The sequence below is a fragment of the Peribacillus simplex genome (genome assembly GCF_900156045.1).
Lineage (GTDB): Bacteria > Bacillota > Bacilli > Bacillales > DSM-1321 > Peribacillus > Peribacillus simplex_D.
On record NZ_FTMX01000007.1, the window covers coordinates 33,599 to 46,044 of the forward strand.

Annotated in this window: 9 protein-coding genes, 1 riboswitch and 1 other annotated feature (1 of these 11 cut by a window edge); of the genes, 8 read left to right on the top strand and 1 reads right to left on the bottom strand. The window is 40.2% G+C overall.

The features are described from left to right. Positions 1 to 219: a binding site (T-box leader), on the bottom strand; it reaches 28 nt to the left of the window's first position. Positions 220 to 426: 207 nt separating this feature from the next. From BW986_RS30375 to BW986_RS21850, 6 genes are all read left to right on the top strand, one after another. Beyond that, a complete protein-coding gene (locus BW986_RS30375; RefSeq protein ID WP_164468807.1) occupies positions 427 to 600 on the top strand; it encodes a hypothetical protein in 174 nt (57 codons plus the stop codon). A gap of 464 nt (positions 601 to 1,064) precedes the next feature. Then, complete coding sequence (locus tag BW986_RS21830) at positions 1,065 to 3,806, top strand: GTPase domain-containing protein (protein WP_260320928.1); 2,742 nt, start codon at positions 1,065 to 1,067, stop codon at positions 3,804 to 3,806. Positions 3,807 to 3,901: 95 nt separating this feature from the next. Continuing rightward, positions 3,902 to 4,007: riboswitch (SAM riboswitch) on the top strand. A gap of 115 nt (positions 4,008 to 4,122) precedes the next feature. Further along, positions 4,123 to 5,235, top strand: a complete 1,113-nt coding sequence (locus tag BW986_RS21835) for a sugar ABC transporter substrate-binding protein (protein WP_076370735.1) — start codon at positions 4,123 to 4,125, stop codon at positions 5,233 to 5,235. Between the two features lie 56 nt (positions 5,236 to 5,291). Further along, on the top strand, positions 5,292 to 6,794 hold the full coding sequence (locus BW986_RS21840) for a sugar ABC transporter ATP-binding protein (RefSeq protein WP_076370737.1): 1,503 nt from the start codon (positions 5,292 to 5,294) through the stop codon (positions 6,792 to 6,794). 1 nt (position 6,795) lies between these two features. After that, on the top strand, positions 6,796 to 7,800 hold the full coding sequence (locus tag BW986_RS21845) for an ABC transporter permease (RefSeq protein ID WP_076370739.1): 1,005 nt from the start codon (positions 6,796 to 6,798) through the stop codon (positions 7,798 to 7,800). 284 nt (positions 7,801 to 8,084) lie between these two features. Then, positions 8,085 to 8,450 carry a winged helix-turn-helix transcriptional regulator gene (locus BW986_RS21850; RefSeq protein ID WP_076370741.1) on the top strand — a complete coding sequence of 122 codons (366 nt, stop codon included), beginning with the start codon at positions 8,085 to 8,087 and terminating at the stop codon, positions 8,448 to 8,450. Between the two features lie 66 nt (positions 8,451 to 8,516). On the opposite strand, the gene BW986_RS21855 is transcribed toward BW986_RS21850, so the two are convergent. Continuing rightward, entirely contained in the window at positions 8,517 to 9,047 is a 531-nt protein-coding gene (locus tag BW986_RS21855) for an NAD(P)H-dependent oxidoreductase (RefSeq protein WP_076370743.1), read from the bottom strand. Positions 9,048 to 9,689: 642 nt separating this feature from the next. Here BW986_RS21855 and BW986_RS21860 point away from each other — a divergent pair. Both BW986_RS21860 and hmpA read left to right on the top strand, forming a co-directional pair. Continuing rightward, positions 9,690 to 10,673, top strand: coding sequence for a ketoacyl-ACP synthase III (locus tag BW986_RS21860; RefSeq protein WP_076370745.1), 984 nt, complete (start codon positions 9,690 to 9,692; stop codon positions 10,671 to 10,673). Between the two features lie 288 nt (positions 10,674 to 10,961). Then, complete coding sequence (gene hmpA / locus BW986_RS21865) at positions 10,962 to 12,182, top strand: NO-inducible flavohemoprotein (RefSeq protein ID WP_076370747.1); 1,221 nt, start codon at positions 10,962 to 10,964, stop codon at positions 12,180 to 12,182. Positions 12,183 to 12,446 lie beyond the last annotated feature (264 nt).

A 12,446-nucleotide genomic window follows, 5' to 3' on the forward strand; every position in this document is an offset into this window, starting at 1 on the left:
CACCCATATTCCGCGCTTCAAAGAAGCTGCGGCACTCAGTCAACGTACGTATTCATACGTGATCCATTGTAACGGCGGAAACCCGTCAAAGCCTACTGCATTTTCAGCTTTGCATCTCAGAGATGATTTTCGGATAGGCCTTGGACATCGACTTCCACCACATGTCGACTCTCTGTGGAACAGGGTTCTCATCTTACTCTTTCTCTTCATAGATTTTATAATATAAAGATAATTTAGCAAATTCAGATTATGAAGTCAACATAATTTATCATTAATCCTTTTAAAGGAGCAGGAAATTAGTCCCTCGTTGGCGAAACTTCCTATATCCAGAGGGTATTTTGAAAAATAATAGGATATTACTCCCTATTATCTTTCTAATCGCAACTATATTATAATAGAAGGCAGAACACTAAAGGAGACAACAGTATGTCTGAAAATAAAAAATTAAGCCTGGCGGATGCAGTCAAACAAAAACTGGCTCAAAAGCAAGCGGGATCAAGTAAAGATAAATTGGAAACAGGCGTTGTGAAGAAAACGAAACAGCTTAAAAGCCAGTTGACCAAAAAGCCGAATAACCAACGTAAGCGTACAGGGGTATAATCCTAATTTGTCAAAGGACAACGACTGTTCGGAGCTTATCAGAGAGCAGTTACCTTTTATGAATGAGGGTACTGCTTTTTTATATGAACGGAAAAATGGGGATTTAGTAATGGGCGGGGCAGGGTGATTTTGCATTTTTACCGTTTATAGGCAGAAGAAGGGATGATCTTCTGGTAACTATCTGATGGGTGGTAAAACTAGAAAAAACATATTTTCTCGAATATGGAAATGACATTTCTGTATCGCTTTATTAAAAACATTACAGTTCCATTTGTTTCTGTTTTAAAATTGTAAGAGTGGTGACATGTTGTTACCATATTGTTTTGCTAAAATAATATTTTAAGGTTTTGTAAATGATTTTTTAACTAAAGGAACCTATAGATTGAAGTTAGGTCTACTAGAAGGCTTATAGAATCAGTGATCATCCTTTAATTGAAAATATGAAATATATCGGGGGAATAAAGATGGACGAACGGCTGATCGGCAAAAAATATTATGAAACGATGATTGAAGATACAAGGAAGCACCCGATTCAAGCTTTGGGTGAAATGTTTCTCGTGGAACAAAAAAAGGAAAGAGCGGATTTAACCGCAATTCGATTTGCTCAAGGAGAAGTATATTTTCAGCATCATGACTATGAAGCAGCCATTTTTAAATGGGAGAACATAGAAGGGGAACTTGGTTCATGGGCGAAGAAAAACATCGCTGATGCTTATTTTGAACTGGAAATGTACTCTACCGCAGAGGATATCTATAAATCCGTCAATACGGATGAAGCGGTCTTGAAAACAGAGGTTCTTTTGCAACTTTTTTCCCTGTACATAGTGGAATCGAGAAATGACCTGGCTTCCAAAGTCGTGAAAGAAGCAGTCGAGTTTCAACCGGATTACCCGAATGTCACGGAAATCGCACGCGCCTTTTTCGAAGATCAAAAGGATTGGAACAGTGCGGTGGTATTAGCGGCCAATGAAAGTATCCGTACAGAATCAATGGGCTGGTTCGATGTGCTGAAGACGTATATCCAGCAGGGTGTTGCCCAATCGATGGATCCGGATTATTTTTCAACTGTCCTTGGTTCTCTATACACACTCGACCAGGAACGTTTTGAAAAGGTGACCGTTGCCCTTTGGAAAAATTATAAATATACGGATTCTTATTTCGAATGGCTTAGAGTGATTAATAACTTGATAGATACCATCGAATTGAACAATGCGGATGTATGGGATGATCTTTCCGTCTATTACAGGGATGCATATGCAGGTCTGTTAGAAGGAACGCACCTAATCAAAGAATTAAGTCCCGTCGTGCCAAGGTTGCTGGAAAACTGGCTCAAAATCGCAGATGGGGAGCTCTCGCTGTTTGCGGCGGCATCAGCGTTGTCCTGGAATGAAATCTTCCCGGATACGATCAATGCGCTGGTCATTCAGGATGCAGAAAGCCTGCTTTCGAAATCCCCTAAATTAGGGGGCGGACTGGAAGCGGGAGAGAAACTGTTCAATTCCATTATCCAGTGGTCTGAAGATAATGATTTAAAGGTTGGCAATAAGCTTAAATGGATGGTAGATGGGCTTAAGGATACCCGGAATTTCAATCTTCTTCTTGCAGGAAGTACAGGAAATGGCAAGACATCCTTCATTCAGTCAATCGTGGGTGAGAGCATTGCCGCTGAAGATCATTCGTCACTAGTCAGTGTCAAAGACGGGGATGATTTGGAAATCCTTGAAATTACCGATACAGATAGCAAAGTTGTCATGGAGCTAACTGATTTGGATGAAACACGCCGCCAGCGCGGGACTATTGTCGATGTGACAATCATTAGTGACTACTTAAGAAATAATCATCTGAGATTATTGGATACACCGGGGTTCAATGGGGAAAAAAGCGTGGAATCCGATTTCCAAGGCTATTTACATGGCAGTGATGGCCTGATGTTCGTCCTTGACGCCAGGGCTCCTTTCACTGGCAGCGAACGGGATCTGTTATTGGAAATTCAAATGATGGCTCCGAAACTGCCGATTCATTTCTTATTAAATAAAATGGACACGATATACAGTGATCAGGTCGCAGTCCGGATGGAAGACGAAACATGGGATAAAGTGAATGCATATTTCCCGAATGCGAAAGTATTCGCTTTCTCCAAACATTATGACAGCAGGCAGCAATTGAAGGACCTTTCAGCCTTCCTTCAATCGAATTATCAAGATGAGAATTGGAAGGAAAGAAGATCTGAAAAAATCCTGGCATTCATTCGTAAAACTTTATCTTATCTGTTAGAAAAACGGACAGCCAATGAGCGGAAATGCGAGCATTCCATCTCTTGGAATGAATCGATGGAAGTCAAACTGAATGGGGCGGTCAATCAACTGGCTGATTTGGAAAAAGAAAAAAGTGAAAATATCATAAGGTCGTATCGTCTGCTTAAGGATGAAGTGAAAAATCAGCTTTATTCTAAAATTCCTGAATTACTGAGGGATTGCTCTAAATCATTAACGGAAAGCAGTGATTTCAGCCAGGTCCATGTACAGTTAAACCAGGAAATGAATGAGCGGATTCAAAACTTCATTTCTGACAAGATCATGCCTCAATATTACCGTTCTCTTCAAGACTGGATTGCCAGTTCCCAAATGGAGTTCTCACAAAGCCAGCAGTTTATGGATGAGATGAGTGCCGGATTCAATGAATTATACAAAGAAGAACGGATTACGCTTGCAGGTGACTTCAGGGTATTGGATGACTGGCGCCGGGATGCCGATCGGATGACAAGCAGTATCCGCATCGAAAACGTTAATATCCTTTTGCGCAGGACTCCATCACAATTGCTGCTTAAAGGAGCAGGGAAGCTGTTTGGGGCGATACCGCAAAATAAAGCCAATATGTACAATCGTTATAAAAAATATCTGGAAAGTGAAGATTACTTGGATGTTGCGGAAATGATCACGGAACGTTTCCTTACCCAATTTGGATTGTTTGAAAAATCCTTGGATCGGGACATTTCACTTTTCTATCGCAGTTCATTTGCCTTACTTCAAAAAACGATTGAACAAACGCAGACCGAGATAAAAGACTACCAGGCTGCATTGGAGCATATGAAAGAAAATCCGGAAGTTTACCGTGACCCGATCACTTTGTTCGAGGTGAAATTAAGGCAGTTGGAGCGGCTTGAAAAAATCGAGAAAAAGCGTCTAGCCCAGCTTCAAAGAAAATAAAAAATACCGGGGAACATTTTAAATATTCAAAAATCTATTGACTTTACGACTATATCCCTATAAAGTGATAATTACGAAAACGTAACACAATATATCTCTTATCAAGAGTGGCGGAGGGACTGGCCCTAAGATGCCCAGCAACCGTTCCATTAGGAATTGGTGCTAAATCCTGCAAAACAGAAATGTTTTGACAGATAAGAGAGGGACAAGTCTGCAAAACAGCTGATTAAACCTCTCTATATTAGAGAGGTTTTTATTTTGGGATTTACACCAACTTAACTGATAAGACTAATTTGAAAACATGGAGGGAAACAAGATGAGAAGATCTATTAAAGGGATATTCATTTCAGCCATCGCTTCGGCTTTGCTTTTAACGGGTTGCTCCACTGGGCAAAGTTCCACAGAATCGAAGAAAGAAGAAAAAGTATCATTTGAAAATGTACCGGAAAGATTTGCAGATGGGGACGGAGCCAAGATCAAAGTGATCCGTAAAATTGGCGGTGATGATCATACGGCCCAATACCTGGCGGGGGCGAAGGAAGAAGGAGAAGCACTGGGATTTCAAGTGGATACATATACAGCCAATGGTGATACGGCTAAATTCCATGATGCGATAGCGCAGGCTTTGGAGGAAGATTACGACGGCTATATCATTTCCCATGGTGATGATGCAGCAACTGTGAATGACGTTCAAAAGTTGGTTGATGCAGGTAAAAGCGTTGTCACGTTCGATTCAATAAGCGATCTATCTAAAATAGATGGCGTGACATTAACCTCACAGGATGATGAAGAGTTGGCAACACTGGCTTTTGATAAACTGATAAAAGAGCAGAAAGGTAAAGCGGCTATTGCCTATCTTTGGGTGGATGGCTTCCCACCAATGGTAAGAAGAAATGCAGTCTATCAGGAAAAACTAAAAGAAAATCCTGGGATTAAAGAAGTCGAAAGATTCGGAGTGGCATCTGCTGATACTTCGGTTCAGACACAAAATGCTGTAGCCGCAATGCTGAATAAATACCCTAAAGGTAAATTGGATGCCATTTTCGCAACATGGGATGCCTTTGCCATCGGTGCAGCCCGTGCGATTAAAGAAGCGGGCCGCGATGAAGTGAAGATATATGGTATTGATGTATCTAACGCAGATCTCCAGGAAATCCAATCGGCTGATAGCTCATGGTCCTACACGGCAGCGGTCGATCCCAAGTTGATCGGTGCAGTGAATATGAGGTTATTGGCTAAAAAATTAGCGGGCGAAGATACTCCGCAAACCTATGACTTAGAGGCTTCACTTATTTCACAAAAGCAAGTCCAAGCCTCAAAAGAAGCGGTAAACATGGCAAATTTGTCTGGTATTGTCGATGGCTGGGGTGAATCTACGGAATTTGAAGAAGATTGGATGAAAGTTTTGAAAGATCATTATAAAAAGTAAAAAGAGACACTCTCTTTCCAGTGAAGGGAGTGTCTGTTCAATAAGGGGGAATGGACATGGGCACGCAACTAGAGATGAAGAAGATTTCGATTGAATTTCCGGGGGTGAAGGCGCTGAGTGAAGTTGATTTTTCCGTACAATCAGGGACAGCCCACGCATTGGTCGGTGCAAACGGAGCAGGGAAATCGACATTAATGAAAGTTTTATCGGGAGCCCATGTTCATTATTCAGGTGACATTTTCATTGATGGGGTGAGGCGGGATATCCGCTCGCCAAAAGCGGCTCAGGAACAAGGCATTCAAATTGTTTATCAGGAAGTGGATACAGCCCTAATCCCTTACTTAACGGTTGGGGAAAATGTAATGTTGAATGATATGGTCCAAAACATGGGGAAAAAACAGAGGGTCCGATGGAAAGAGCTGCACAAACGAGCCTCTAATATTCTTGAAGATATGAAAATTCGTGTCCCTTCGAAAAAGCTGGTAAGAGACCTTACCTTGGCTGAAAAACAGATGGTCCTGATAGCAAGAGCTGTTTCGACAGAATGTAAGTTCCTGATTCTCGATGAGCCAACTGCTCCGTTAAGTCATACGGAAACGACAGAACTTTTTCGAATTGTAAATGAATTAAAGCAAAGAGGCGTGGGAATCATTTTCATTTCACATCGTCTGCCTGAGATCTTTGAAATCTGTGAGGAAATTACGATCATGAGGAATGGGGAGCATGTCACTTGTCGAAAGAAAGAGGACATAACCCGTAACGAAGTCGTAGAGAATATGCTCGGGAAAACCATGGATGAACAGTTTCCAGAAGTGAATGCTTCAATCGGAGACGTCATTCTGGAAGTGAACGGATTATCAGATGCCGAGAAAGTCAAGAATGTCAGTCTGAACATTAAAGCGGGCGAAATAATCGGCTTGGCAGGGTTGGTCGGGGCGGGAAAAACGGAACTGTGTAAAACCCTTTTCGGTCATACTTCGATTAAAACGGGTGAAGTAATCCTGAATGGTCGAAAGCTTTCGTTGAAATCACCGCACGTAGCAGTAAAAAGCGGTCTGGCACTTGTACCTGAGGAACGCAGGAAAGAAGGGGTCCTCGTTCAGGAATCAGTCTCGGCGAACTTGACTGCAGCCAGTCTCGGCAAATTCTGTAAGACGTTCAGTTTCGTGGATCGTAAGGCTGAAAAGGAAAAGGCGAAGGAAATGATCGCAAGTCTCGGCATTAAAACTCCTTCAGGGGAAGCGACTGTCGAAAACCTTTCAGGTGGTAACCAACAAAAAGTTGCCATCGGAAAATGGCTTATGGCCGATGCGGATGTATACATATTCGATGAACCAACCAAAGGAGTCGATGTTGGAGCCAAAAAGGATATATTCGAATTGATTGCAAAGCTTGCAAGGAATGGGAAAGCGGTCATTTATGCATCATCCGAGCTTTCCGAAATAATCGGCATTACCAACCGGACATATGTGTTATATGACGGGAGCACTGTCATCGAACTAGAAACGAACAAAACGAATGAAGAAGAACTACTATTTTATTCAACAGGAGGAAAATAGGATGAGCATACCCATTCCTGTTACACAAACAGCGAAAGCGAAGAAAAAGCTGGAACTATTCGACTTTTTCTATAAATACGGCACAATATTGACGATTATCATTCTGATTGGAATTTTTGCCGTGTCCAATCCATCTTTCATTCAAACTACTAATCTGGTCAACATCCTGCGTTCCATTTCAATCGTGACCATCATTGCGATAGGCATTACGATATCCCTTACCGTGGATGGCTTCGACCTTTCCGTCGGCTCTGTCGCATCATTGGCCAATGCCATCGTCATATCAATGTTCGTCTGGTTTTCGCAGGATACATTAAACGCCATACTAGCTGCGATCGGCGCCTCGCTTGTCGTAGGGGCTTTGAATTCATTCATGATCGTTAAATTGAGAATTCCCGACATGCTGATGACATTGGCTACCATGTTCATTATCCAGGGAATTGCCCTTACTTATACAAAAGGGGCAACGGTTTCGCAAAATATGGTCATGCCCGACGGAACATTCGCAACAGGACTGATCAGCCCATTTTTCGCCAAAATTGGCCAGGTACCATGGATAATCCTGATCATGGCAGTCATTGTGATTGCGACCCATATCTTTTTGACATATACGAAGCATGGTCGTTATATGTACATTATTGGGGGAAATAAGGAAGCGGCGAGACTTTCCGGGATATCGGTTAATAAATACAAAATCCTTGCCTATCTGCTTTCAGCCCTATTAGCTGCAATCGGGGGGATTGTCCTCGCTTCAAGGGTCATGACCTCGGAGATCAATTCAGGTTCCCCCTATTTAATGGACGCCGTTGCAGCAGCCTTCATTGGTTCCTCCGTTTTAGGAGCGGGAAAACCGAATGCCTTTGGAACCTTTGTCGGTGCAGTCCTGATCGGAATCCTTCAAAATGGTTTGATCATGATGTCCGTTCCGTATTATGCGATGGATATCGTCAAAGGAACAGTGCTGGCCCTTGCGCTCGCGGTAACCTATTACAAACAAAAACACTAAAATGGTTTCGTCCCGTTAATCTACAGAAATCCTATAATTGTGAATTTTGAAGATTGATAAAAATCCTGTTGGAATGCAACAGGATTTTTCCTTTTAAAAAGGGGAGGGCTATGGATATAAATTTTCGCCATTTTACTTAATGATATTTATTTACACTAATATGGAGAAGCCACGATAGCGAAACTTAAAAGGGACCTTATTTACCTTTTAATAAGATTGATAATGATCTATTGTAAAGTATGAACATTCATACCCTATACTTTTCTAAAGGAGAGTGTAAACTTATGCGCGAAACCTGTGTTCCGACTGGCGTGAAACCAAATGACACTGGCTTTGGATATACGTTGTCTTTAATAGGTGGCAAATATAAAATGATCATAATGTATTGGCTGTCTGAAAATAAGGTTATGCGGCATAATCAGCTGAAGCGAAGTATCGGTACCATTTCATTTAAAACGCTAAGCATCATGTTAAAAGAGTTGGAGGCTGACGGTCTTGTCATACGCAAGGAATTTCCCCAAATACCTCCAAAAGTAGAATATTCATTATCTGAACGTGGTCTATCTCTCATTCCATTGTTAAATATGATGTGCGAGTGGGGAGAGAAAAACAGTTTGCCAGCTCAGGAGACTGTACAGCCGAAGGTGTAGCCATTTTGATTAAATCAAAAGAAGTATTTCCTTAACAAGGAAATACTTCTTCAATGAAACCGCCTATTAAAGGTTGTCAACAAAATACAAATAATCTAGTGCGCTTTTTTCCAATTCGCTTGCAGGCGGCTCATTTTCAGCACCATAAAACGCAAAGAATGAACGATAATCTGCATTACAGTATAGGAAGGTAGTTTCAAATGGAGATAATAAATGTTCAAGTGTATAGCGATATCTTCCATCTTCACGATAATCCTCTTTGTTAATCCCGGCAGAGACAGCTAAAGCAGCTTTCCGATCCTTTAATTTATCGCCTCCATTTGTACCATAAGCCCAACCATAAGTAAAAACATCGTCAAGCCATTTTTTTATGAGAGGCGGACAATTAAACCAATAAAAAGGGAACTGTAAAACAAGGTTACCATGCGATTCAATTAATTGCTGTTCTTTTTCCGCATTAATGTTTCCGTCAGGGTAAACCTTATTCAATTCGTGTACTGTATACTTTTCCGGATATTTCCTAAGTTCTTCTACCCATCGCTTATTTATGACGGATGTTTCTAGACTTGGGTGTGATACGATAACAAGAGTCTTCAAAGATTTCTCCTCCTTAATTTTATTTATGTTAAGTATAAAGTCCACCCTGCAAGTATGTAAGTATGCACTTTTAGGATAGGTACTTACCTAATGGAGAGTGTAAAGCAGGCATAAAACATCCAATCTATTAGGATATTTGAAATATTATTTATATTAATAAACTTGAATTGTTACCGTTATGGTTAGGAAATTAAAAGTGGTAATCGGTTTTCTTTCTGAACTAACGAGCGGTGAGATCAGGGCGGTCTTTAGACGACTGAGTTTGTAGACAAAAGGAGTCCATCTAAAAAAAGCAAAGTTGATTGGAACGGAAGGCGCGAGACTCCTGCGGGAAAAGCGAGTGCCTGTAGAGGAAATCAACGATTTTTGCAAACTCAATTAATATCGAGTTTGTCTGCCCTGCATTAAAAGTTATATCACTAATAATCGCGTAACAGGATGTTCTGGCTACGATATACCTTACTATTTAGGAGCAGAATCTTCTTAATTATCAGTAACGATCGTTCTTTGTCGTTCAGCTCTTTTTCTTATGGGTTTAAAGGAACCGGTAGTTGCATAAGATTTTTTTTACTTTATAATTAGTACCAGGTATTAATATCAGTTATAAAATTGATGCAATTCATAACACGAGGTGGTTATTTTATGTTCAAATCCAAAGCACGTATTACTGCGATAGGTTCTTATGTTCCAGAAAAAAGGTTAACAAATAAGGACTTAGAAAGAATTGTTGAAACCAATGATGAATGGATTGTTAAACGTACTGGTATTAAAGAGCGAAGAATTGCACATGAAGAAGAGTTTACTAGTGATATAAGTTATAAAGCTGTAAAGGATTTAATGGAACGGTATGATAAATCTGTCGAAGATGTTGATATGATTATTGTTTGTACATTTACACCTGATTTCAACACTCCTAGCGTAGCTTCTTTAGTCCAAGCAAAGCTAGGTATTAAGAATACTGGAGCTATTGATTTAAACGCTGCTTGTGCAGGGTTTACTTATGGGTTGCATGTAGCTAATGGATTAGTAACATCTGGTTTAAACAAGAAAGTTCTTGTTATTGGAGCTGATACTTTATCCAAACTTATGGACTATGAAGATCGAGCCACTTGTATTTTATTTGGAGATGGTGGAGGAGCAGTTCTTGTAGAATATGATGAAAAACAGCCAAGTTTTCTTTCTTCATATTTATATTCGGAGGGTGAAGGCGGAAAACATCTATATAGTACAAACCTATCGACACGCATAAATGGTGAAGACTTAAATGACAGCGGCAACCTTGTACAAAATGGACGTGAGGTTTATAAATGGGCTGTCACGACCGTTCCAAAAGGAATGCAAACTGTGATGAAAAATGCTGAATATCAATTGAATGATGTTGATTGGTTCGTACCGCATAGTGCAAATTTAAGAATGATCGAGTCAATATGTGAAAGAAGCGGCTTTCCAATCGAGCGTACTTTATATAGCTTAGTGGAGTATGGAAATACTTCTTCAGCAACAATTCCATTATCTTTGGAAATAGGGATAAAAGAAGGGAAGCTCAGTGGTGGTGAGAAGATTTTATTATATGGTTTCGGCGGCGGATTAGCTCAAGCTGGATTGCTTATCAATTGGACCCTATAACACTTTTTTCTGCTACTGATCAGCAGCTTTGCTCTTAGTGATATAAAGGGTCAGTTTAAGTTAACAAGGATACTAAAATAATTCAAAGACACTGTACTAATAGGTATGGTGTCTTTGAATTATTTTAAGGGATTTCAAAATCTCCAAATGGGCGAAAGTCGCCTTTAGTAAGAAATTTGGGTTGGTTAGTGATAAGTGAACAGTGCCAAAATATCATGTTTACTCCAATATTTAGTGGGAATGCTATTTACAGTAAATATCTCTGGAATTTGAGGAGGAAATTTTAACATGCTTGATGCTAAGACCATAGAAATCGTTCAGTCAACAGCACCTGTTCTCAAGGAACATAGTAAACCAATAGGTAAGAGATTTTATGAATTACTATTTTCAAAAGCTCCTGATTTGTATAATCTTTTTAACCAAACGAACCAAAAAAGAGGAATTCAACAAGAGGCCTTGGGATATGCTGTCTATGCTGCAGGAGAACATATTACGAACCTTGAAGCGATAAAACCGGTAATTAAAAGAGTCACTGAGAAACATCGTGCCATAGGAGTCAAGCCTGAACAGTATCCGGTTGTAGGTGAAACGTTGCTTCAAGCAGTTAAAGATGTGTTGGGTGACGCAGCCACAGCTGAAATCATAGAGGCATGGGGAAAGGCCTATGGCTATATTGCAGATGCCTTTATTGATATTGAAAAAAACCTTTATGAGGAAACAGAACATCAGCCTGGTGGATGGGAAGGATATCGAAGCTTCGATATCGATAAAAAGATAAAAGAAAGTGATGTGGTAACCTCCTTTTATCTAAAGCCTACAGACGGAAAACCCATTGCCTCCTATCATGCTGGGCAATACTTAACACTTAAGGCTGAAATTCCTGGCGAGGAATATACGCACATACGCCATTACAGTCTTTCGGATTCACCTGGTAAGGATTACTACCGAATTAGTGTTAAACGTGAAGATGCCGATGTAGTTGCTCCATCTGGAATTGTATCTAACTATTTACATAAACAGCTGCAAGTTGGAGATACGCTGCACTTTTCTGCTCCTGCAGGTGACTTCGAACTGGATAACACCGATTTACCCGTTGTTCTAATTAGTGGGGGTATTGGAATTACACCTTTGCTTAGCATGTTAAATAACATTATAGAAAAGCAACCACAACGTCAGGTTACGTTTATCCATGCAACAAGCAATAGTCAAACACATGCTTTTAAAGATCATCTGCAACAAATAGTAAATGAACACCAACATATAAAATCATATGTAGTCTATGGTGCACCAACAGAATTCGATCGGACCTCTGGACATTTTGATAAAGAAGGATATGTGGGTTTAGACTTCCTGCAATCTATCGTTCCATCAAAAGAAGCTAATTTTTATTTCTGCGGACCTATTCCTTTTATGGAAGCAATCAATGAGGCCCTGAATAAATGGAATGTATCGAAAGACCATATTCATTATGAAGTATTTAGTCCACTCGCTATTTTAGGAGGAAAATAAGTAAACTAAATTTGTGAATAAAAAGGATTTTTCATTGAAGTGAACCCAAAAAGTTAGGCACTTTATTTAATTATGCAGCCTTGAGGGCATGAACCGGGTAATCTACCTGGCTCATGCCTTTTAATTTTATCTTGATTCGTTGAAAATTGCAGTGATGTTTGAAATGCTCCATGCTTTCAAATTAAGAGGGGATAAACCGCGATGAATTTATAGGTTATTATTCTTTCCAAGTACTCTAATGCAGCATGTAATTATTCATCAATC

What these genes read in the sequence shown, in the direction of transcription:
- BW986_RS21860 (WP_076370745.1), top strand. Translation starts at nt 9,690, where the DNA reads ATGTTCAAATCCAAAGCACGTATTACTGCGATAGGTTCTTATGTTCCA.
- BW986_RS21830 (WP_260320928.1), top strand. Translation starts at nt 1,065, where the DNA reads ATGGACGAACGGCTGATCGGCAAAAAATATTATGAAACGATGATTGAA.
- BW986_RS21835 (WP_076370735.1), top strand. Translation starts at nt 4,123, where the DNA reads ATGAGAAGATCTATTAAAGGGATATTCATTTCAGCCATCGCTTCGGCT.
- BW986_RS21840 (WP_076370737.1), top strand. Translation starts at nt 5,292, where the DNA reads ATGGGCACGCAACTAGAGATGAAGAAGATTTCGATTGAATTTCCGGGG.
- BW986_RS30375 (WP_164468807.1), top strand. Translation starts at nt 427, where the DNA reads ATGTCTGAAAATAAAAAATTAAGCCTGGCGGATGCAGTCAAACAAAAA.
- hmpA (WP_076370747.1), top strand. Translation starts at nt 10,962, where the DNA reads ATGCTTGATGCTAAGACCATAGAAATCGTTCAGTCAACAGCACCTGTT.
- BW986_RS21845 (WP_076370739.1), top strand. Translation starts at nt 6,796, where the DNA reads ATGAGCATACCCATTCCTGTTACACAAACAGCGAAAGCGAAGAAAAAG.
- BW986_RS21850 (WP_076370741.1), top strand. Translation starts at nt 8,085, where the DNA reads ATGCGCGAAACCTGTGTTCCGACTGGCGTGAAACCAAATGACACTGGC.